General features: G+C 68.5%; 14 protein-coding genes. 10 read left to right on the top strand and 4 right to left on the bottom strand.

From position 1 onward, the window contains the following. Positions 1-123: 123 nt before the first annotated feature. The gene (locus tag MNI96_RS16125) at positions 124-1884 is read right to left on the bottom strand and encodes a methyl-accepting chemotaxis protein (RefSeq protein ID WP_249694807.1); all 1761 of its coding nucleotides are present in this window, start codon (positions 1882-1884) and stop codon (positions 124-126) included. Positions 1885-2134: 250 nt separating this feature from the next. On the opposite strand from MNI96_RS16125, the gene MNI96_RS16130 reads away from it, so the two are divergent. The 3 genes from MNI96_RS16130 to MNI96_RS16140 all read left to right on the top strand — a co-directional run bounded on the left by MNI96_RS16130 (position 2135) and on the right by MNI96_RS16140 (position 8017). Continuing rightward, positions 2135-3616: a helicase HerA domain-containing protein gene (locus MNI96_RS16130; RefSeq protein WP_249694808.1), complete on the top strand. Its 1482-nt coding sequence runs from the start codon at positions 2135-2137 to the stop codon at positions 3614-3616. 213 nt (positions 3617-3829) lie between these two features. Then, the gene (locus tag MNI96_RS16135; RefSeq protein ID WP_249694811.1) at positions 3830-4957 is read left to right on the top strand and encodes an efflux RND transporter periplasmic adaptor subunit; all 1128 of its coding nucleotides are present in this window, start codon (positions 3830-3832) and stop codon (positions 4955-4957) included. Between the two features lie 3 nt (positions 4958-4960). Beyond that, positions 4961-8017 (top strand): efflux RND transporter permease subunit, encoded by a 3057-nt coding sequence (locus MNI96_RS16140; protein WP_249694813.1) that lies wholly within the window; start codon positions 4961-4963, stop codon positions 8015-8017. Positions 8018-8169: 152 nt separating this feature from the next. Here the strand turns inward: MNI96_RS16140 and MNI96_RS16145 are convergent, their stop codons facing one another. The 3 genes from MNI96_RS16145 to MNI96_RS16155 all read right to left on the bottom strand — a co-directional run bounded on the left by MNI96_RS16145 (position 8170) and on the right by MNI96_RS16155 (position 11247). Then, positions 8170-8559: a DoxX family protein gene (locus MNI96_RS16145; RefSeq protein WP_249694815.1), complete on the bottom strand. Its 390-nt coding sequence runs from the start codon at positions 8557-8559 to the stop codon at positions 8170-8172. Positions 8560-8745: 186 nt separating this feature from the next. Continuing rightward, complete coding sequence (locus MNI96_RS16150; RefSeq protein ID WP_249694816.1) at positions 8746-10209, bottom strand: DUF930 domain-containing protein; 1464 nt, start codon at positions 10207-10209, stop codon at positions 8746-8748. A 228-nt stretch (positions 10210-10437) separates the two neighbouring features. Further along, positions 10438-11247 carry an IclR family transcriptional regulator gene (locus MNI96_RS16155; RefSeq protein ID WP_249694817.1) on the bottom strand — a complete coding sequence of 270 codons (810 nt, stop codon included), beginning with the start codon at positions 11245-11247 and terminating at the stop codon, positions 10438-10440. Between the two features lie 231 nt (positions 11248-11478). On the opposite strand from MNI96_RS16155, the gene MNI96_RS16160 reads away from it, so the two are divergent. The 7 genes from MNI96_RS16160 to MNI96_RS16190 all read left to right on the top strand — a co-directional run bounded on the left by MNI96_RS16160 (position 11479) and on the right by MNI96_RS16190 (position 20912). Further along, positions 11479-13020 (top strand): M81 family metallopeptidase, encoded by a 1542-nt coding sequence (locus MNI96_RS16160; protein WP_249694818.1) that lies wholly within the window; start codon positions 11479-11481, stop codon positions 13018-13020. A gap of 159 nt (positions 13021-13179) precedes the next feature. Then, on the top strand, positions 13180-14766 hold the full coding sequence (locus MNI96_RS16165) for an ABC transporter substrate-binding protein (RefSeq protein ID WP_249694826.1): 1587 nt from the start codon (positions 13180-13182) through the stop codon (positions 14764-14766). A 237-nt stretch (positions 14767-15003) separates the two neighbouring features. Then, positions 15004-15945 (top strand): ABC transporter permease, encoded by a 942-nt coding sequence (locus MNI96_RS16170; RefSeq protein ID WP_249694819.1) that lies wholly within the window; start codon positions 15004-15006, stop codon positions 15943-15945. A gap of 57 nt (positions 15946-16002) precedes the next feature. Then, positions 16003-16887, top strand: a complete 885-nt coding sequence (locus MNI96_RS16175) for an ABC transporter permease (RefSeq protein WP_502960349.1) — start codon at positions 16003-16005, stop codon at positions 16885-16887. Between the two features lie 2 nt (positions 16888-16889). Next, positions 16890-18551 (top strand): ABC transporter ATP-binding protein, encoded by a 1662-nt coding sequence (locus MNI96_RS16180; RefSeq protein ID WP_249694820.1) that lies wholly within the window; start codon positions 16890-16892, stop codon positions 18549-18551. A 37-nt stretch (positions 18552-18588) separates the two neighbouring features. Continuing rightward, entirely contained in the window at positions 18589-19752 is a 1164-nt protein-coding gene (locus MNI96_RS16185; RefSeq protein WP_249694821.1) for a M20 aminoacylase family protein, read from the top strand. A 29-nt stretch (positions 19753-19781) separates the two neighbouring features. Beyond that, the gene (locus MNI96_RS16190) at positions 19782-20912 is read left to right on the top strand and encodes a M20/M25/M40 family metallo-hydrolase (RefSeq protein ID WP_249694822.1); all 1131 of its coding nucleotides are present in this window, start codon (positions 19782-19784) and stop codon (positions 20910-20912) included. The last annotated feature ends 629 nt before the right edge of the window (positions 20913-21541 follow it).

The raw sequence follows: 21541 nt of genomic DNA on the forward strand, positions 1-21541 counted from the left end.
TCGAATGCGTTGGCGCTGCGCAAGCGGAAATTCGCGCGCTCAGCGTTTTGCGGAAGGATCTCGAAAAAACAACCGAAAGAGGAGGGCGCCCGAAGAGTGTCGGACGCCCGTTCCGGAGCGCTGCTACCGGCGCCGCTCGAGGCTGCTGAGTTCCGTGTCGAACGCCTCCGACAGGGCGTCGAGTGCCGCCAGCACCTCGTGACTGGCCTTGTCCAGGTCGGCAAGACGCGCGGCGGTGGCATCGCCGTCGCCGGCCGCATGGGCGGCAAGCGCCGCCTTGGCTGCGGCATGCACCCGCTGGTGCGGGGCCTGCAACGCCATATAGGCGGGATGCGCGCGCACGCTCTCGTTGTCGATCGCGTCGTACCAGCGCCCCAGGCGGCAGCCGTGATGGTCGGGCACGATGTCGGCACTCCACTCGTCGCGGCCGATGATTGTGTCCGCCACCTTCTTCTTGAACAGGACGTGGTCGATCTTCGCCATCTCGCACAGCGAGCGATGCGAAGTCGCGTTGAACCAGGTCTGCGCATTGTCGGAGAAACGGTCGTTGCTGGCCTGCAGGGTCGCGCTCATCGAGACCAGCTGGCGGTCGTTCTCGGCAGCAAGGTCGGCAACGCCGGTGATGCTCACCGCGATCTCCTGGCTCGATTCCTTCTGCTGGCCGAGGATCTGCGAGATCTCCTGCATCCGGGCCGAGACTTCGCTGATCTGCGAGCTGATCGAGTGCATCTGCTCGTTGGCGTCCGAGATCGTCTCCTGTCCGCGTGCTACCGCCTCGCAGGAGCTGGAAATTGCCGTCTGCGTCGTGGTCATGCCCGACCGCAGTGCCGCGATGCGCTGGGTGATGTCCTCGGTCGCCTTCGCCGCCTGGGTGGCAAGGCTCTTGACCTCGTTGGCGACGACGGCAAAGCCGCGTCCCGCCTCACCGGCACGGGCCGCCTCGATGGTGGCGTTGAGCGCCAGCAGGTTGGTCTGGCTGGCGATGCTCTCGATCACCGACAGGAACTCGCCGATCTGCTCGGATGCCTTCTGCAGGTCGGCCAGGTTCGACGAGCTCTCCTGTGCGGTCGCGGCGATCTCGGCCATGCAGCGCGACACGTCGTCCATCGCCCGCAACCCGTGCGCCACCGCCTCGTTGGTTGCGTCCGCCTGGCGCGCGGCGCTGTCGCTGTTGCTGGCGATCTGCTCCACCGAGGTGACCAGCTCCGTCGCGGCGGCGGAGATCGCCTGGCCGCTCTCGCGTGCCTTGCGGGTGTTGCGCGAGAAGGTGGCCATGCCGATGGCCACATCGTTGATGTCGGACACGGTGCCGGCCAGGCTGCGCAGCGAGGCCAGCTCGTTGTCCATCTTGTTGTCCTGCGCCTGCTGGCGCAGCACGCCGTTCTCGTAGGCGTCGTAGGAGACGATCATGTCGAGGAAGGTGCGGCTGACCAGCACCTGCAGCGCCTCGGCGAGCTTCGTCGGCTGCAGGCGGTGACGGCTGGCGAGCGCCGGGATCGCCTCGACCAGCAGCCGGCCGTAGGAGGCCAGATACCACTTCGGCTCCAGGTTGATGCGCACATGCGCCTCGCCGATCTTCACCGCGCGCGCCTCGAACTCCAGGTCCGGCTCGTGGTTGAAGATATAGTCCCAGTGGTCGGTCTGGGCGTCCTTGAGCCGCGGCACGTACTCGCCCTTGACGCCGAGCTTGGGCGCCAGCGTCGGGTGCTTGGCGATGCTGGCGTAGAAGCCATCGAGGATTTCCGGCATGGTCGGCTTGAGCTTCTGCCACACCGCCTTGGCCTGGTCGGTGCCGAAGCTGTCGGCGCCGACGAACGTGGCGATTTCCTCGCCCAGGCTCTGGGACCGCGCTTGCGATCCGGATTTGCGTGCTGCAGGGGTCATTCTCGGTCCTTCGCCAGACAAGACATTTTTGTCGAACGTTTCGACGCGCCGGGTAAACAGCGCCCTAACAGTTCTGAAATATTGAATGTTTTCTGGATTTTGCCGGCGTGCCCCACGGCCGGCTTTGGAGCGCGAGGCGAATCGCCGATAGTGGCCCGGTTCCCGCGAATGGCCCTTGCAATGCGCAGGCCGGGCTGCCATGCCGACGGGACCGTTCGACTTCCTCCATCACACGAGACCACCGGCAAGAATGACTGTCAGCATCGACATGGGCGAGGTGAGGGGAGCGGGAGCGGCCGCCTCCTGCCAATTCGATCTCGAGGAGCTGCTGGCCACGCGCCTGCTCGTCCAGGGCAATTCCGGCTCGGGTAAATCGCACCTGTTGCGCCGCCTGCTGGAGCAGAGCGCGCCCTGGGTGCAGCAGGTCGTCATCGATCCGGAGGGCGATTTCGTCACCCTGTCCGAGCGCTTCGGCCATGTCGTCGTCGATGCCGCCGGCAGCGAGCGCGACCTTGCGGTCATCGCGACACGCGTGCGCGCCCACCGCGTTTCTGTCGTCCTCAATCTGGAAGGGCTGGAGCCCGACCGGCAGATGAAGGCCGCCGCCGTCTTCCTCAACACCCTGTTCGAGGCCGAGCGCGACCACTGGTATCCGGTCCTCGTCGTCGTCGACGAGGCGCAGCTCTTCGCGCCCGCCGCCTCCGGCGATACGGGCGAGGAGGCGCGCCGCGTCGCCCTCGGCGCCATGACCAACCTGATGTGCCGTGGCCGTAAGCGCGGCCTTGCCGGCGTCATCGCCACCCAGCGTCTCGCCAAGCTCGCCAAGAACGTCGCGGCCGAAGCCTCCAACTTCCTGATGGGCCGCACCTTTCTCGACATCGACATGGCCCGCGCCGCCGACCTGCTCGGCATGGAAAAGCGCCAGGCGGAAGCCTTCCGCAATCTCGAGCGCGGCCATTTCGTGGCGCTCGGGCCCGCCGTTTCGCGTCGTCCGATGACCGTGCGCATCGGGTCGGTGGAAACCGCCGGCCGCGGCGGCGGTCCGCGTCTGACGCCGCTGCCGCAGGGCCGTCCGGAGGATCTGCAGGACCTTCTGTTCCAGCCGGCGAGCCAGGACGAGAGGGTCGCCGCCGAGCGCCCGCCGGTGCAGCAGGCGATTCCCGCCTCCGAGGTGCTGGAGCGCCTCACCCGCCAGGCGGCCAAGCGCGAGGAGGCGGAGATCGAGCCGCTCGACCGCGAGGCGCAGGACAAGGCGGTGGACGCGGTGATCGCGGAGCTGCTCGGCGACGGAGAGGCCGCGTTCCAGCCGATGGCCGCCCTCTATCAGGATTTCCTGGTGCGCTGCCGCATCGCCCGCCTGCCGGGCCGCCCGCCGGAGCTGCCCGAGTTCCGCCAGCGCGTCGCGCTCGCCCGCGCCGGCGTCGAGGCCAGCGACATCGATCCGTCCGTCTGGTCGGCCGCCGAAACGGTCGCCGCCAGCCTTCCCGAAGAGATGCGCGGCGTCTACCTCCTGCTCGCCAAGGCGGCGCTGGAGGGGCGGCCCTGTCCGCCCGACAGCGAGATCGCCCGCGCCTATGGCACCCGCTCGCCGGGCCGCGCCCGCTGGCTCCTGACCCATATGGAGGAGCAGGGCGTTCTGGTCTGCGCCAACGACCTGCGCGGCAACCGGATCGTCACGCTGACCGACCTCGACTGCCGCACGGCGCCGCAGTCCTCGCGGGCGGCCGGCTGAGCCGCTATTCCTCCTGCGCTCACAGTAATTTGACAGCCGACATTTGGGCAGTTTGCCCGATTGCTCGCCTTGTCAGTCCTGACAGGCCGGTTTAATCTTTCCCGCAATTCTCATGCATAGCGCGGTTTCGGTCGTCAGCCGGGGGCTCGGGCCGCATGAACCTCGCCGGACCGGCAACGGGTGCCGACCGGTCAGCCTTGGGGTTGTTGCCAGATGAGCTACCGGAGCCTGCCCGCCATCGGAACCGCCATCGTCGCGTTGGCGCTTGCCGGGGGCGTGGCCTATCTCAGCTGGTCGGACGCACCGTCCCTTCTGGCCTCCGCAACGTCCACCGTCACCGCGTCTCCTGCCACCGCTTCCCCCGGCTCCGCGGCGACCGGCCAGCGCCGCGGCGTCGCCGTCGAGACGGCGCCGGTCGGGGTTCGCGACGTGGTTGAGGACATCCGCGCCTTCGGCACGCTGGTCGCCAACGAGTCCGTCGTCATTTCGCCGGAAATCGCCGGCCGCGTCGCCCGTATCGGCTTTGCCGAAGGGCAGGCGGTGAAGGCGGGCGACCTCCTGATCGAACTGGATTCCCAGATCCTGCGCGCCGAGCTCGACAAGGCCAGGTCGGAAGTGTCGCTCGCCGAAGCCAATTTCGAGCGCGCCCGCAAGCTCGCGGAGCAGGGCAGCGGCACCTTGCGCGCCCGCGACGAGACCTCGCAGGGCTATATCGCCGCCCGGGCCAACCTGGCGCTGGCCGAGGCGCGTCTTGCCAAGACCTCGATCGCCGCGCCCTTTTCCGGCATCGTCGGCTTCCGCAATATCAGCATCGGCGCCTATGTCAGTCCCGGCGACCGCATCGTCGAGCTCGCCAGCGTCGATCCGCTGAAGGTCGAGTTCCGCGTCTCCGAGACCTACCTGTCCAACCTGCGGGTCGGCCTGCCGGTGACCGTCACCGTCGATGCGCTGCCCGGCGAGACGATCACCGGCAAGATCACCGCCATCGACCCCATCGTCGACGTCTCGGGGCGCGCCGTCCGCCTGCGCGCCGAGCTGCCCAATCCGGACGGACGACTGTCGCCCGGCCTCTTCGCCCGCATCCGCATCGTCATCGAGGAGCGGAGCGAGGCGATGGTCGTGCCGGAAGCGGCGGTCTTCCGCGACGAGGGCAAGCTCTTCGTCTATCGCCTCGAGGACGGCAAGGCGGTCAAGACGCCCATCGAGATCGGCCTTCGCAGCCCGGGCGACGTGGAGATCCGCTCCGGCCTTGCCTCCGGCGCGGTGGTCATCACCGCCGGCCAGCTGCTGCTGCGCGACGGCGCCGCGGTCGAGGTGGTCGACGGCCCGGCCGGGGGCTGAGCCATGCTCGAGTTCTTCGTCCGCAAGCCGGTCTTCGCCACCGTCGTCAGCCTGATGGTGGTGCTGCTCGGCCTCGTCGCGTTTTTCCGCCTGGCCGTGCGCGAATATCCCAATATCGACCCGCCGGTCGTCTCCGTGCGCACCGACTATCCCGGCGCCAGCGCGGAGATCATCGAGTCCCAGGTCACCCAGGTCCTGGAAGGCTCCATCGCCGGCATCGGCGGCGTCGAGGTGCTGGAAAGCCGCTCGCGCCCCGAATCCAGCCGCATCACCGTCCGCTTCCTGCTGACCGTCGATCCGGACGAGGCCGCCAACGAGGTGCGCGACCGCGTCAGCCGCGTGCGCGGCCGCCTGCCGGACGAGGTGTCCGAGCCGGTCGTCTCCAAGGTGGAGGCCGACGCGCAGGCGATCATCTTCATCGCGCTGACCAGCGACCGCGATTCCTCCATCGAGGTCTCCGACTATGCCGACCGCTACATCCGCGACCGGCTGCAGAACCTGCCGGGCGTGGCGGAAGTGCGCATCTTCGGCGAGCGGCGCTACGCCATGCGCATATGGGTCGACCGAACGCGCCTTGCCGCCTACGAGCTGACCGTCCAGGACGTCGAAGCCGCCCTGCGCCAGCAGAATGTCGAGGTGCCCTCGGGCCGCATCGAGAGCCTCGACCGCGAGTTCACCGTGCTCTCCCGCACCGGCTTGACCACCAGCGAGCAGTTCCGCCGCATCGTCGTCAAGGATGCCGGCGGGTTCGCCGTGCGGCTGGGCGATGTCGCGCGTGTCGAGATCGGACCGGAGGACGAACGGCGCACCACCCGTTACAAGGGCGAGAACGCGGTGATCCTCGGCATCGTCAAGCAGGCGACGGCCAACCCGCTCGACGTCTCGCGGGCGATGAACGAGGCGATGCCCGACATCCGTCGCGACCTGCCGGCGGGCATGAATGCCGACATCTCCTACGACCGCTCGATCTTCATCGACCGCTCCATCGAGGCCGTGTTCGCCACCATCGCCGAGGCGGTGGTGCTCGTCGTGCTGGTGATCTTCTTCTTCCTGCGCTCGCTGCGCGCGACCCTCATCCCCATGGTGACGATCCCGGTCTCGCTGATCGGCTCCTGCATCTTCATCTATGCGCTCGGCTTTTCCATCAACACGCTGACGCTGCTCGCCATGGTGCTGGCCATCGGCCTCGTGGTGGACGATGCCATCGTCGTGCTGGAAAATATCCACCGCCACATCGAGAACGGCATGAAGCCGGTTCGCGCGGCCATCGTCGGCATCAAGGAGATCTCCGGCGCCGTCGTCGCCATGACGCTGACGCTCGCCGCCGTCTACACGCCGGTGGCCTTCGCCGAGGGGCGCACCGGCAAGCTCTTCACCGAGTTCGCGCTGACGCTCGCCGCCGCCGTGCTGGTGTCCGGCATGGTGGCGCTGACGCTCTCGCCGATGATGTGTTCGAAGCTGCTCAAGGAGCACGAGAAGCGCGGCCGTATCTCCGCCGCCCTCGAGCGCGGGCTGGACGCGCTGAACGACGGCTACAGATACGCCCTGCTTCTGTCGCTGAAGGTCCGCTGGCTCATCGTGCTGATGGTCTTCGCGGTCGCCGGCGGCTCCTGGGTTTTGCTGACCACGCTGAAATCGGAGCTCGCCCCGCTGGAGGATCGCGGCGTCCTGTTCATCTCCGGCTCGGCGCCCGAGGGCTCGACCATCGACTTCACCAGCCGCTATGCGATGCAGGTGGAGCAGCTGCTCGCCGACGTTCCCGAGGTCCGCTCCTATTTCGTCATTGCCGGCTCGCCGGAGGTCACCGACATCACCTCCTTCTCGCAGCTGGTGCCCTGGGAAGACCGCGAGCGCAGCCAGATGGAGATCGGCGCCGAGTTGCAGCCGCAGATCCGCCGCGTCGCGGGCCTGCGCGCCTCGGTCAACAATCCCGGTTCCTTCGGCGTCAGCGCCCGCTCTCGGCCCATCGAGTTCATGATCCTGACCTCCGAGCCCTATGAGCGGCTCGACGAGATGGTCAACACCTTCCTTGCGGCCATCGAGGAGAACCCGAACCTCGTCAACGTCACCAGCGACCTTGCGCTGAACAAGCCGCAGATCGAGGTGGAGCTGGACCGCGACCGCGTCGCCGACATGGGGGCGGGCGTGCTCACCGTCGGCCGCACCATGGAAACCCTGCTCGGCGGACGCAAGGTCACCCGCTTCAACATGAACGGCGAGCAGTACGACGTCATCGTCCAGGTCGATCCGTCCGGCCGCCAGACCCCGGGCGACCTGGAGGATATCTATGTCCGCGCCCAGGACGGCTCGATGGTCCAGCTGTCCAACCTGATCACCGTGCGCGAGACCGTCTCGCCCAAGGAGCTCAACCGCTTCAACCAGCTGCGCGCGGCCAAGATCGCCGGCAACCTGGCGCCCGGCTACTCGCTCGGCGAGGCGCTGGACTATCTGGAGGCGACGGCGCAGCAGGTGCTGCCCTCCAGCGCCCGCACCGACTATGGCGGCGTCTCGCGCGAGTTCCGCCAGACCGGGTCCAGCCTCGTCTTCATCTTCGTGCTGGCGCTCGGCTTCATCTACCTGGTGCTGTCGGCCCAGTTCGAGAGCTTCATTGATCCCTTCATCATCATGCTGACGGTGCCGCTGTCGATGCTGGGCGCGCTGGCGGTGATGCACCAGACCGGCGGCACGCTCAACATCTACAGCCAGATCGGCCTGATCACGCTCATAGGCCTGATCACCAAGCACGGCATTCTCATCGTGCAGTTCGCCAACCAGCTGCAGGGAGAGGGCAGGAGCCGTTTCGATGCGGTGGTGGAGGCGGCGGCCCTGCGCCTGCGCCCGATCCTCATGACCACCGGTGCGATGGTCTTCGGTGCGGTGCCGCTGGCGCTGGCGGAAGGGGCGGGCGGCGAAAGCCGCCAGGCCATCGGCTGGGTCATTGTCGGCGGCATGTCCTTCGGCACGGTGCTGACGCTTTTCGTCGTGCCGACCGCCTACACGCTCTTCGCCCGCGACCGCTCGCGCACAGCCGCCGCGCCCGCCGCCCATCCGGCGGAATAGGCCGGGACGCAAGGCGGGGCAGGGAAGGGAAGGGAAGGGCCGCGACGGCGCCCGCTTGCCCCCTGCGGGACGATGGAAAAACGCGAACGGGCGCGGCATTGCTGCCGCGCCCGCCGGATCGCAAAGCTCATCGCCTCGCGCGGAAAAAGCCCTCAGGCCGCGCCGCGCATCCGGTCGATGCTGATCGGGCCGGGGCCCGCCGCCGCGAGATACAGGAAGGCGAAGCAGTAGAGCGCGGCCAGCTCGCCGCCGTTGAGGATCGGGTAGAAGTTCTGCGGCGCATGCGCCACGAAATAGGCGACCGCCATCGTGCCGGAGGCGAGGAACGCGGCCGGCCGGGTGAACAGGCCGAGCACGATCAGCGCGCCGCACACGAGTTCGATCAGGCCGGCCGCACCGCCCATGGTCATCGGCGAGGCGCCCGACATCTGCGTCGGCGGCAGGCTGAGATACTTGGTCGTGCCGTGCTGCAGGAACAGCAGGCCCGCCGCGATGCGGAAGACGCTGAGAAGCGGTCCGGAATAGCTCTTGAGGAACGTCATTCAAGCCTCCTTCGTGCCGCGCTCCCGATACTGGGCGCCCTCCCTGCAAACAGGATGCAGGCAACGTCCCGGCGCGGCAATCGCCAGCCTAAGCCGATTTTCTCGGCAAGCGGGAGCCCCCTGACACGAATGTGAGGGGATAACCGCAGGTTGGTGGCAGATCACGAGGACCAGAACCACGACGGCTCAGTTCCTGGGGAAGCCGCGGGCCGACCATTCCGCGCGCGGGACCGGCGCGCCGACGCGGAAGGTGAAGCTTTCCACCCGCGTCACCTGCGTGTTCAGCTCGCAGCGGAAGGCGAGGTCGTACCACTGGCCGCCGGCGCGGAAGGCCGCCCGGCGCGGCTGCAGCACCGTGCCGCTTTCCAGCCGGAACGAGGGCAGGAGATCCGCCTGGTAGGGCGGCGTTGCCGTGCGCAGCTGCGCCCGCAGCTCGGTCATGCACAGGAGGTCGACGCGCGCGGCCTGCGGCATGCCGTTCATTGCCGTGCGCATGCGCGGATCGTCGGAAATGTCGCGCGAGAACAGGCGCGTTGCCGTGGTGCCGCCGGCAAGCTCGCCCTCGCCGCCTCCACCGCCCGGCCGGGCAAAGCTCAGCCCGCCGGAGCCCGGCGTCGTCGCCGCAATCGCCCGCGCCACCGCCTCGGCCTCCGATTGCGGGTCGGCACGGGAGCCTGCAAAGAGCGGGATCTCCGCCGGCTTGGCCCGCGGCACGGCCGTCCCGCCCGCCGGCACGCCGGCCCCCTCCGTCGGCGTGGCCAGCACGTCGAGATCGCCGATCCCTTCGCTCTCCGCCTCGCTCGGGTCGCTCAGCGCCGCCACCTCCGTCTCGGCGCCTGGCTCGGCGTCTGCCTCCGGCGCAGCTTCCCCCTCCTGCGGCGTGCCCTCTTCCTCGGCGCCCGGCGTCTCGGCCGCAAGCTCCTCGGCAGCGCCCGTCTCGCCGCTCTCCGCGGTTCCCTCGCTTTCCGCCGCGCCGGGACCTTGCTGCACGCCTTCGCCCTCGCCGGCGGGCTGGTCCTGCCCCTCCGCGCTGGCGGACGTCTCGGGCGCCTCTTGCGGGGCGTCTTCGGTCGGCTCGTCCAGGCTCTCGCGCAGGGCGATCTCGCCGGCCTGGTCCTCGCTGCCGCTGTCCTCCTCGGCGAACTCGGTCACCGGCATCAGCACGCGTGGCACCGCCGCCGTTTCAGTGGGCTCGGGCACGGCCTGCTCTTCCTCCGCCTCTTCCGGTTCCGGTTCCGGCTCCGGCTCGGGGGCAGGCGGCGGCGGAGGAGGTGGAGGAGGAACAGCCTGCGCCTCCTCATCCGGCACGTCCTCGTCTTCCGGCGGTGCGGGCGGCGGAGCAGGCGGCTCCTCGGCCTGTTCCTCCACTAGCTCCTCGACTTCGGGCGGCTCGATCAGCACCACCTCGATCGGCTCGTCGAGCATGGGCGGCAGGGCGCGCACCGCGCCGGGCCCGAAGAACACCAGCCAGGCTGCCGCCCCGTGCAGCAGTACCGACAGGACAAGGCCCGCACCGATTCGCCGCCGCAGGGCGCTCTTGCGCTCCGGCGCGCCTTCCCTCTCGCCGGCCGCGCCGTCGGAAACGACTGCGGGCAAAACCTGCGGCGCGGCCACGGCTTCGCCCGCCCGCTCGCCCATTGGCGAAGGCATGAAACCCGGCTCCTGCTTGTCGCTTGGCTGTCTCAGGGTCAGGCCCCGTCGCTCCGTCTGGTGTGGTCGGGCCCTGCGTTTCGTGCGCCCAAGGCTACGCCTAACCCAGCTTCAGGGAAAAAGGGAGGCGGCACCTGCGCGCGCCCTCCGTCTTTCGCCGGCGTGGCGGCCCCGACGCTTGCACCTGGCGCTTGCCCATGAGGCTTGCAAGAGGAGAAGAACTCGGCCTCAGGCCCGGCTGATCGCCCGCGCGGCCGACTGCGCCAGCGGCGCAAAGCGTTGGGCGAAGTCCTCGGGCTGCCATTCCGACAGGGAACCGGCCACATGGATCGCCGCGATCGGACGCCCGTCCGGCCCGGTGATGGCGGCGCCGATGGCGATCTCGCCCGGCACCACTTCCTCCAGCGCCAGCGCATAGCCCACCTCGCGCGCCTCCTGCACCTTCTCGCGGATCTGTGCCGGATCGGTGATCGTCTTGACGGTGATCTGGATGAACTGCGACCGGGCGAGGATGTCGTCGACCTCCGCATCGCTCAGCAGGGCCATGATCGCCCGTCCGCCGCTTGCACAGAATGTGGGCACCGAGTGGCCCACCAAAGTGGCGAAGAACGTCTCCCGCTTGCTCTGGTTGCGTGCGGCATAGACCACACGCAGGTCGTCGAACAGGCTGAGGTCGACGCGCTCGCGCACGTTGCGCCGCAGCTCCAGCAGGATCGGCGTCGCCCGCTCCACCAGCGGGTTGAGCCGCAGGTAGTCGAGCGAATGATCGAGCAGCCGCAGGCCCGGCACGAAGCCCCGGTCGGTCGGGTCCCGCTCGATATAGCCCAGCTGCCGCAAGGTGTGGACGAAGCGCTGCGCCGTGCTCTTGCCCATGCCGGCCGCCGCGGCGATCTCGGCCAGCGTCAGCGGCGCATCGCTCTTGTGAAAGGCCGCCATCACATCGGCGGCGCGGGCGATGGAGCGCACGAACAGCGGGTCGCTCGCCTGTTCCTCGGGCGTTCCGGCCTTGGGCCTGGCACGCGGCGACCAAATGGTCATGTCGGGCTCCCTCCAGAAACGGTCTGCTTAGAAAACAGCATTGACTCGTCAACTTCGCCATTCGTATCGTAACAAAATAATACGATCGTATTATATTTCAATATGAACTGGAGTTCCGATGGTTCGCAGGCTCGATCGAGGTCTGAAACTCCTTCGCGCGTCGCCCGGGCATCTTGTGCCCGTCGACCACGCCGCGACACCCTCCAGCCTCGTCTGCCGCGGAGCCGTCCGATGAGCCGCCGCGTCGCCCTTGCCGGCTTCCTGCACGAGACCAACACCTTCGCACCCTCGCTCGCCACCATGGCCGAGTTCGAGCAGGGCGGCGGCTACCTGCCGCTGTCGCGGGGCGAGGAAATCCTGGAGCGCTCCGTCGGCGTCAATCTCGGCATTTCCGGCGCCATCGCCCATGGCCGCGCCGCCGGTTGGGACATGGTGCCGGTGCTGTGGACGGGGGCTATCCCCTCCGCCCATGTGACGCGCGAGGCCTACGAGCGCATCGCCGGCGAGATCGTCGAGGGCATTGCCGCCGCCGGCCCGCTCGACGGCGTCTGCCTCGACCTGCACGGCGCGATGGTCGCCGAGCATCTCGACGACGGCGAGGGCGAGCTGATCGCCCGCGTGCGCCAGGTCGTCGGCCCGAATGTTCCCATCGCCGTCAGCCTCGACCTGCACGGCAACACGACGCAGCAGATGGTCGATGCGGCCGACCTGCTGGTCGCCTTCCGCACCTATCCGCATGTCGACATGGCCGAGACAGGCCGCCGCGCGGCCGAAGGCCTGGACCGCCTGATGCAGCGCGGCAAGCCCTTCGCCCCTGCCTTCCGCCGGCTGCCCTTCCTCATTCCGATCCCCTGGCAGTGCACCTTCATCGAGCCGGCCCGCACCCTCTACCGCGAGCTGGAGGAGATGGAGGGCGGCGAGGTCGCCAGCCTTTCCTACTGGATGGGCTTTCCCGCCGCCGACATCGCCGAGTGCGGCCAGACCGTGCTGGCCTATGGCGAGACGCAGGAGGCGGCCGACCGGGCCGCCGACCGCCTGGTCGCGCGCATCATGGAGAGCGAGGCCGCCTTTGCCGGCCGGGCCTTCGGTCCGGACGAGGGCGTGCGCGAGGCCATGCGCATCGCCAGGGACGCCACCCGCCCCGTCGTCATCGCCGACACGCAGGACAATCCCGGCGCCGGCGGCGATTCCAACACCATGGGCATGCTGAAGGCCCTGCTGCACAACGGTGCGCAGAACGCGGCCATCGGCCTGATCGTCGATCCCGCCGCCGCCCGCGCCGCGCACGAGGCCGGGGAGGGGGCGGAGATCGCCATCGCGCTCGGCGGCCAGTCGAACGTTCCGGGCGACAGCCCGCTGGAGGCGACGTTCCGCGTCAAGGCCCTGTCGGACGGCTCGTTGCACGCGACCGGCCCGTACTACGGCGGCACGCGCATGAATGTCGGCCCGTCCGCCTGCCTTGCCATCGACGGGGTGCAGGTGGTGGTCGCCAGCCACAAGGCGCAGATGGCCGATCTGGCGATGTACCGCTATGTTGGTGTCGAGCCGACGCGCATGGACATCCTCGTCAACAAGAGCTCGGTGCATTTCCGCGCCGATTTCGACCCGATTGCCGAGACCGTTCTCGTCTGCACCGCCCCGGGGCCGATGCCCCTCGATCCGGCGGATCTCGCGTGGACGAAACTGCGTCCCGGCATGCGCCTGTCGCCCGGCGGCCCGGTTCACGATCCGGCCCGTTCCGCGGCGAGGATGCCGCAAGTCACGGAGGGCTGATCCGCTACCGGCGATAGGTCTTGAAGGGGTTTGCGTTGCGGAGCGGGGGGAGTTTCCGCTCCAACAATAAGAAGAAAATCACCTGACCAGAAAAAGGGAAGCATCATGTTGCATGACACTGTCACCACCCGCCTGTCCCGGCCCCGCAAGGGCTGGGCGATGAAGGCCCGCCACACCGTCGCCGGCCTGCTTGCCGGTGCGCTGCTGGCCGGAACCGGCCTCGTCACCCCGGCCGATGCCGCCGGCAAGACCATCACCGCGGTGATGCATTCGGGCCTGCGCGTGCTCGATCCGATCATCACCACGGCGCATATCAGCCGCAACCACGCCTACATGATCTACGACGTCCTGGTCGCGGTGGACGAGAACTTCACCCCGCGTCCGCAGATGGCCGACTGGACGGTCTCCGACGACGGCCTCGTCTACACCTTCACCCTGCGCGACGGGCTGAAGTTCCATGACGGCGCCCCGGTCACCTCGGCGGACGCCATCGCCTCGCTGACCCGCTGGGGCAAGCGCGATTCCGGCGGCCAGTTGATCTTCGACGTCACCGAGAGCCTGGAAGCCAAGGACGACAAGACCTTCGTCTGGACGCTGAAGAGCCCGTTCCCGGCGCTGCTCGACACCATCGGCAAGCAGTCGGCGCTGCCGCCCTTCATCATGCCGGAGCGCGTCGCCAGCGGGTCCGCCGACGAGGCCGTCAAGGAGCACATCGGCTCCGGTCCCTTCGTCTTCGTCGAAGAGGAGTACCAGCCGGGCGTCTCCGTCACCTACCGCAAGTTCGAGGACTACGTTCCGCGCGACGAGCCGGCGAGCTGGATGGCCGGCGGCAAGGTGGTCCATGTCGATGAGGTCAAGTGGGTGACCATGCCGGACGCCCAGACCGCCATCAACGCGATCATGTCGGGCGAGATCGACTATATCGAGCAGGTGCAGATCGACCTTCTGCCGATCCTCGCCTCCAGCGAGGACGTGACGGTCGAAACCCGCGACGATCTCGGCTACCAGACCATCGGCCGGATGAACTTCAAGCACCCGCCCTTCGACAACAAGAAGATCCGCCAGGCCGCCCAGATGGCGCTCAGCCAGGCCGACGTGCTCGGCACGCTGATCGGCAATCCGGACTATTACACGGTCTGCGGCGCGATCTTCGGTTGCGGCACCCCGCTCGCCGACGAGTCCGGCGCCGAGACGCTGATCTCCGGCGGCGACATCGAGGGCGCCAAGAAGCTGCTCGAGGAAGCCGGCTACGACGGCACGCCGGTCGTCCTGATGCAGCCGACGGACGTGGTCAGCCTCACCGCCCAGCCGGTGGTCGCGGCCCAGGCGATGCGCAATGCCGGCTTCAACGTCGACATGCAGCCGATGGACTGGCAGACTCTGGTGACGCGCCGCGCCAGCCAGGCCAAGCCTTCCGAGGGCGGCTGGAACATCTTCTTCACCAACTGGCTGGTGCCGGAGATCAATTCGCCCCTGATCAGCCCGATGCTGAACGGCCGCGGCGACAATGCCTGGTTCGGCTGGCCGACCGACGAGACGATGGAGGCCCTCAAGGCCGAGTTCATCGCCGCCGACACGCCGGAGAAGCAGAAGGAAGTGGCGGTCAAGATCCAGAAGCACACTCTGGACAACGTCCTCTACATCCCGCTCGGCCAGTATGCGTCGCCGCAGGCGCGCAGCAACAAGCTGACCGACATGCTGCCCTCGCCGGTTCCGGTCTTCTGGAACGTCAAGAAGGCGGACTGACCGGGTCCCGAGATCGCCCGCCCGGCCCTTGCGGCCGGGCGGACGGCTCGCAAGGTCCCGTGAAACGCGTCTTTTGAAACAGACGCAGGCTGCGATCCCGATGCGGACCGGCACTGCCGGCCCGCGCCCCGGTCCCGTGGGCGCGCCCATGACGGCGCCAAGCGGCAGGCCCTCGCACCTCGACGTCCGGCGGAACGGACCGTTCCGCGCACCCAGGTCCAGGAGCAGCAACCCGCGATGCTAGGCTATATCCTGCGGCGCATCCTCGCCGTCATCCCGGTGATGATCATCGTCGCCGTCTTCGTTTTCCTGCTGTTGCGGCTGACGCCGGGCGATCCGGCGGCGATCATCGCCGGCGACATGGCGACGCCCGCCCAGCTGGAGCGCATCCGCACCTCGCTCGGCCTGTCCGAGCCCCTGCACATCCAGTTCGTCACCTGGGTGGGGCTGCTGCTGCAGGGCGACCTCGGCACCTCGCTGATCTCCAACACGCCGGTCACGACGATGATCGGCCAGCGCATCTGGCCGACGATCAACATCGCCGTCATGACCATCCTGCTGTCGGTGGCCATCGCCGTGCCGATGGGCGTGCTCGCCGCCTGGCGGCACCGCACCTGGGCCGACTACGCGGTGATGAGCTTTTCGGTGCTCGGCTTCTCGATCCCCGTCTTCGTCATCGGCTACATCTTCATCCAGGTCTTCTCCATCGAGCTGCGCTGGCTGCCGGTGCAGGGCTATGCCGCCCCGTCCGACGATTTCGGCCGCTTCCTCGCCAGGGCGATCCTGCCCTGCCTGACGCTGGCGACGATCTACGTGGCGCTGATCGCCCGCATGACCCGCGCCTCGATGCTGGAAGTGCTCGGCGAGGACTATATCCGCACCGCCCGCGCCAAGGGCGTGGCCGAGCGCATCGTCCTGTTCCGCCATGCGCTGCGCAATGCGGCCGTGCCGATCATGACCATCATCGGCACCGGTTTCGCGCTGCTGATCGGCGGCGTGGTGGTGACCGAGAGCGTCTTCAACATCCCCGGCATCGGCCGGCTCACGGTCGATGCGATCCTGGCCCGCGACTATCCCGTCATCCAGGCGATGATCCTGCTGACCAGCGGTCTCTACGTCTTCATCAATCTGCTGATCGACCTGTCCTACACCCTGTTCGACCCGAGGATCCGCTACTGATGGCCCGCCCGTTCCCGGACCTTGCGTCCCATACCGAGACCCGAAGGAGGACGCGCGATGCAGGCTGACCCGCAACCCGCCTCCCGCATGCAGTGGCTGTTCGGGGCCATCGCCCTGCCGGCCGGCTGGCGCCTCGGCGCCGGCCCGATCGTCGCCGCGCTCGTGCTCGTGGTGATCGTCGCCTCGGCGCTGCTGGCGCCGCTCATCGTGCCGCACGACCCCATGACCATGGACGCCGTCCAGCGCCTCAAGGGGCCGAGCGAGATGTATCCGCTGGGCACCGACGCCTATGGCCGCGACGTGCTCTCGCGCGTCGTCACCGGCGGGCGCATCTCGCTGCTGATCGGCATCGGCGCGGCCGTCGTCAGCGTGCTGATCGGCCTGCTGATCGGCCTCGTCTCCGGCTTCTTCCGCACGGCCGACGCCATCATCATGCGCATCATGGACAGCCTGATGGCGATCCCCTCGATCCTGCTGGCCATCGCGCTGGTCGCGCTCAACGGGCCGAGCATCTGGTCGGTGATGGCGGCGATCACCATCCCCGAGATCCCGCGCGTGGTGCGCCTCGTGCGCTCCGTCGTGCTGTCGGCGCGCGAGGAACCCTATGTCGAGGCGGCCATCGCCCTCGGCTCCTCCATGCCCAAGATCCTGTGGCAGCACCTGATGCCCAACACCCTGGCGCCGCTGACGGTGCAGGGCACCTATATCTGCGCCTCCGCCATCCTCACCGAGGCGATCCTCTCCTTCCTCGGCGCCGGCGTTTCCACCGAGATCCCGACTTGGGGCAACATCATGGCCGAGGGCCGCGTCTACTTCCAGCTCAAGCCTTCGCTGATCTTCTGGCCGGGCCTGATGCTGTCGCTGTGCATCCTGTCCATCAACCTGCTCGGCGACACGGCCCGCGACGTGCTCGATCCGCGCCTGAAGAAGCGGGAGGCCTGACCGTGCTGTTCAAGACCCGCACATTCGACGAGGCCGCCAACGTCCTCACCATCACCGACCTGACGGTGCGCCTTGCCGGCAACCCCGCCGCCAAGCCGATCCTCGACGGCATCTCGCTGCAGATCCGCGAGGGCGAGACGGTCTGCCTCGTCGGCGAGAGCGGCTCCGGCAAGTCGGTGACCTCGCTCGCCGTCATGGGACTGCTGCCCAAGGGCGCGCTCGAGGTGGCCGGCGGCCGCATCGACCTTGAGGGCCGCAACCTGCTGGAATTCTCGCCCCAGGCGATGCGCGACATGCGCGCCAGCAAGATCTCGATGATCTTCCAGGAGCCGATGACCGCGCTCAACCCGGTCATGCGCGTCGGCGCCCAGATCGAGGAGGTGCTGGACACCCACGCCAAGCTTCCGGCGCGGGAGAAGAAGGCCCGCGTCCTCGACATCATGAACCAGGTGCACCTGCCGGACGTGGAGCGCATCTACCGCTCCTATCCGCACCAGCTGTCGGGCGGCCAGCGCCAGCGCATCATGATCGCCATGGCGCTGATCCTGGAGCCCAAGCTCCTGATCGCCGACGAGCCGACCACCGCGCTCGACGTCACCACCCAGCAGCAGATCCTCAGCCTCATCGCCGAGTTGCAGGAAAAGCACGGCACGGCGGTGCTGTTCATCACCCACGACATGGGCGTGGTCGCGGAGATCGCCGACACGGTCCACGTCATGCAGCTCGGCAAGCTGGTCGAGCATGCGCCGGTGGAGGAGCTGCTGCGCCGGCCCAGGGAAGACTACACCCGCCGCCTGCTGAAGTCGGTGCCGAGCCTGACGCCGCGCGCCGCCCGGCCCGTGCCGGAGGGTGCGCCGGTGATCTCCGTCGACGGGCTGCAGAAGATCTACGGCTCGCACGGCGTCTTCCGCAAGACCAAGGAAACCCTTGCCGCGAGCGAGGTCTCCTTCGCGATCCCGAAGGGCCGCACGCTCGGCATCGTCGGCGAGAGCGGCTCGGGCAAGTCGACCGTGGCGCGTTGCGTCATGCGGCTGATCGACCCGACCGACGGCTCCATCCGCGTTGCCGAGAAGGAGATCGCCAAGCTGTCGCGGCGCGAGCTGCGGCCGTTCCGGCGGCACATCCAGATCGTCTTTCAGGATCCGTTCCGCTCGCTCAACCCGCGCTGGACCGTCGGCCGCAGCCTCATCGAGGGACCGCTGAACCTCGGCACGGACAAGGACGCGGCGATGGCGAGAGCCCGCGAGCTGATGAAGCTGGTCGGCCTGCCGGACGATGCCGTCGACCGCTACCCGCACCAATTCTCGGGCGGCCAGCGCCAGCGCATCGCCATCGCCCGTGCCATCGCCATGGAGCCGGACGTGCTGGTCGCCGACGAGGCGGTCTCCGCCCTCGACGTGTCGGTGCAGGCGCAGGTGCTGGAGCTGCTCGACGAGCTCCAGGCGAAGCTCGGCATCGCCATTCTCTTCATCACCCACGACCTGCGCGTCGCCGCGCAGATCTGCGACGAGGTGGTGGTCATGCAGCACGGCCGCGTGGTCGAGCACGACGCCGCCGAAAAGGTCCTTGCCGACCCCAAGCATCCCTATACCCGCGCCCTCATCGAGGCCGCCCCCGGCCGCGCCTGGGATTTCGCCAATTTCCGCGAGCTGCGGACGGCCTGATCCCACGCGCCAACAACGACACCTGGAGGATTTGGAAATGCCCGTATTGCCGCAGATCGCCGGTTACGCCGACGAACTCACCGCCATCCGCCGCGACTTCCACGAGCACCCGGAGATCGGGTTCCAGGAAGTCCGCACCTCCGGCATCGTCGCCGAGCTCCTGCGCAAGTGGGGTGTCGACGAGGTCCATACCGGCATCGGCAAGACCGGCGTCGTCGGCGTCGTCAAGGGCAACGGCGAGGGCGGGCGCACGGTCGGCCTGCGCGCCGACATGGATGCCCTGCCGATGGACGAACTGACCAACCTGCCGTACGCGTCCAAGAACCCCGGCGCCTTCCATGGCTGCGGCCACGACAGCCACACCGCCATGCTGCTGGGCGCGGCGCGCTATCTCGCCTCCACCCGCAACTTCTCCGGAACGGCGGTGCTGATCTTCCAGCCGGCGGAGGAGGGGCTGGGCGGTGCCCGCGCCATGATCGCCGACGGGTTGTTCGAGCGCTTCCCCTGCGACGAGATCTACGGGATGCACAACAACCCGCTCGCCCCGCCGGAAGAGTTCGGCATCAAGCCGGGACCGGCGATGGCGGGAGCCACCTTCTTCGACATCACCGTCAACGGCGTCGGCAGCCACGGTGCGATGCCGCACCACTCGCGCGATCCCATCGTGATCGCCAGCGCACTGGTGCAGAACCTGCAGACCATCGTCAGCCGCAATGTCGAGGCGACGGAGCCGGCGGTGTTCTCCGTCACCCAGATCCATTCCGGCTCGGCCTACAACGTGGTGCCGGACAAGGCGGTGATCTCGGGCACCATCCGCTACTTCTCCGACCATGTGCGCGACGTCATCCACCAGCGCGCGGAAAAGATCTGCGCCGGCTTCGCCGAGGCCTACCAGGTCGAGATCGTCGCCGACCTGCGCCCGACCTTCGACGTCCTGATGAACGACGCCGACCTGGCCGAGGCCTATCGCGAGGCGGCGGGCGAGATCGTCGGCGCGGCCAAGGCGACGGTCACCAAGGACCTGATGACCGGCAGCGAGGACTTCGCCGACATGCTCAAGGTCGTGCCGGGCGCCTATTGCACCCTCGGCCACAAGGGCGACGTGCCGGTCCACAATCCCGGTTTCCTGCTCGACGACGATATGCTTCCCGTCGGCGCCAGCATCATGGCCCGCATCGTCGAAAAGCGCATGCCGCTCTGACGTCCCGCAACCGTTTCAGGAACCTTCCCATGAGCTATCTCGACCTTCCGTTCGACACGGACACGATGCTGGCCGGCCTCCGGCCCTGGATCGAGTGCGAAAGCCCGACCTACGATGCCGCTGCCGTCGACCGGATGATGGACCTTGCCGCCTACGATCTTGCTGCCGCCGGCGCCGAGATCGAGCGTATTCCCGGCCGCATGGGCTTCGGCGGCTCGGTGCGCGCGCGCCTGCCGCACAAGGACTTCGGCAAGCCCGGCATCCTCGTCTCCGGCCATCTCGACACCGTCCACCCCATCGGCACGCTGGAAAAGAACCCCTGGCGCGTCGAGGACGGGCGCTGCTACGGCCCCGGGATCCAGGACATGAAGGGCGGCAACTTCGTCACCGTCGAGGTGCTGCGCCAGCTGGCGCTCGCCGGCATCGAGACGCCGCTGCCGATCACCGTCCTGTTCACGCCGGACGAGGAGGTCGGCACCCCCTCGACCCGCGAGCTGATCGAGATGGAGGCGCGCAAGAACAAATACGTCCTGGTGCCCGAGCCCGCCCATCACGACGGCTCCGCCGTCACGGGGCGCTTCGCCATCGCCCGCTTCAACGTCAAGACCTATGGCCGGCCGAGCCATGCCGGCTGGGCGCTGAAGGACGGCCGCTCGGCGATTGCCGCCATGGCCCGCAAGATCCTCGAGATCGAGGCCATGACCACGGAAGACTGCACCTTCTCCGTCGGCGTCATCCATGCCGGCCAGTGGGTCAACTGCGTGTCCTCCTCCTGCGAGGCGCAGGTCCTGTCGATGGCCAAGCGCCAGCACGACCTCGACGAGGGCGTGAAACGCATGCTGGCGCTGAACGGCGAGGAGAACGACGTGGTGATCGAGGTGACGCGCGGCGTCACCCGGCCGGTCTGGGAGCCGGACGAGGGCACGCTCGCGGTCTACGAGACCGCGCGCGGCATCGCCGGCGAACTCGGCTTCGACCTCACCCATTGCAGCGCCGGCGGCGGCTCGGACGGCAACTTCACCGGCGCGCTCGGCATCCCGACGCTCGACTCCATCGGCGTGCGCGGCGCCGGCCTGCATACGCTCAACGAGCATATCGAGGTCGACAGCCTCGTGGAGCGCGCCCGGCTCATCGCCGGCCTGTTCCTCAAGCTGAAGTAACCGCGCGGCCGTCCTGAAGCTGGAGTGACAGTGCGGCCGTCCTGAAGCTGGAGGTGCCGACGCGCTTCCAGGTCGGAAGGGGCTCGGTACCTCTCTCAAGCTTCAGCACCCCACCACGACCCACCGGCGCAGCGGCCACCGCCCCTGCGCCGGTTTTTTCTTGAGGTCTCTCTTGTTCTCGCGCGTGGCCTGAGCGGGCGAGGGGAGGGGCGCACAGACTTGCCTCCCCACCGAGGTCACCCCGGGCAAGCGCAGCGCGACCCGGAGCCCATTGGCTGCCAGAGCGGTTGCGAGGGCACGTCCCTGGGAACTCCACGCACAGGGTGTCGTCCCGGTTTCGGCGCAGCCGAAGACCGGGAACCGGTACCCCCGGAACGGCCGCGACTGAAACCTCTGCGGTTTTGCCGGAAGGCGAAAAAGCTCCTGCCGTAGCGCCACCATCCGCCCCGGGCGGATACTGGACGCCTGCCTTCGCAGGCGTGACAGCCGTGGAAGGAGGCGACGCCCTCCCGCCTCACGCCTGCTGAGGGCACCTCTGGCTCCCGGCTCTCCGGCTTCGCCTGCGGCTGGAATGACGGCCTGTGAGAGTGGCAACGGCCTCGCATCCCCTCTGCCGTCACCCCGGCCAA

Origin of the sequence: Stappia sp. WLB 29, from assembly GCF_023507705.1 — a bacterium.
GTDB lineage: Bacteria > Pseudomonadota > Alphaproteobacteria > Rhizobiales > Stappiaceae > Stappia.

Bases quoted from the DNA above. Each gene is read 5' to 3' on its own strand.
- MNI96_RS16185 (WP_249694821.1), top strand. From the start codon at position 18,589: ATGCCCGTATTGCCGCAGATCGCCGGTTACGCCGACGAACTCACCGCC.
- MNI96_RS16170 (WP_249694819.1), top strand. From the start codon at position 15,004: ATGCTAGGCTATATCCTGCGGCGCATCCTCGCCGTCATCCCGGTGATG.
- MNI96_RS16175 (WP_502960349.1), top strand. From the start codon at position 16,003: ATGCAGGCTGACCCGCAACCCGCCTCCCGCATGCAGTGGCTGTTCGGG.
- MNI96_RS16160 (WP_249694818.1), top strand. From the start codon at position 11,479: ATGAGCCGCCGCGTCGCCCTTGCCGGCTTCCTGCACGAGACCAACACC.
- MNI96_RS16165 (WP_249694826.1), top strand. From the start codon at position 13,180: ATGAAGGCCCGCCACACCGTCGCCGGCCTGCTTGCCGGTGCGCTGCTG.
- MNI96_RS16140 (WP_249694813.1), top strand. From the start codon at position 4,961: ATGCTCGAGTTCTTCGTCCGCAAGCCGGTCTTCGCCACCGTCGTCAGC.
- MNI96_RS16135 (WP_249694811.1), top strand. From the start codon at position 3,830: ATGAGCTACCGGAGCCTGCCCGCCATCGGAACCGCCATCGTCGCGTTG.
- MNI96_RS16155 (WP_249694817.1), bottom strand. From the start codon at position 11,247: ATGACCATTTGGTCGCCGCGTGCCAGGCCCAAGGCCGGAACGCCCGAG.
- MNI96_RS16125 (WP_249694807.1), bottom strand. From the start codon at position 1,884: ATGACCCCTGCAGCACGCAAATCCGGATCGCAAGCGCGGTCCCAGAGC.
- MNI96_RS16145 (WP_249694815.1), bottom strand. From the start codon at position 8,559: ATGACGTTCCTCAAGAGCTATTCCGGACCGCTTCTCAGCGTCTTCCGC.
- MNI96_RS16190 (WP_249694822.1), top strand. From the start codon at position 19,782: ATGAGCTATCTCGACCTTCCGTTCGACACGGACACGATGCTGGCCGGC.
- MNI96_RS16130 (WP_249694808.1), top strand. From the start codon at position 2,135: ATGACTGTCAGCATCGACATGGGCGAGGTGAGGGGAGCGGGAGCGGCC.
- MNI96_RS16150 (WP_249694816.1), bottom strand. From the start codon at position 10,209: ATGCCTTCGCCAATGGGCGAGCGGGCGGGCGAAGCCGTGGCCGCGCCG.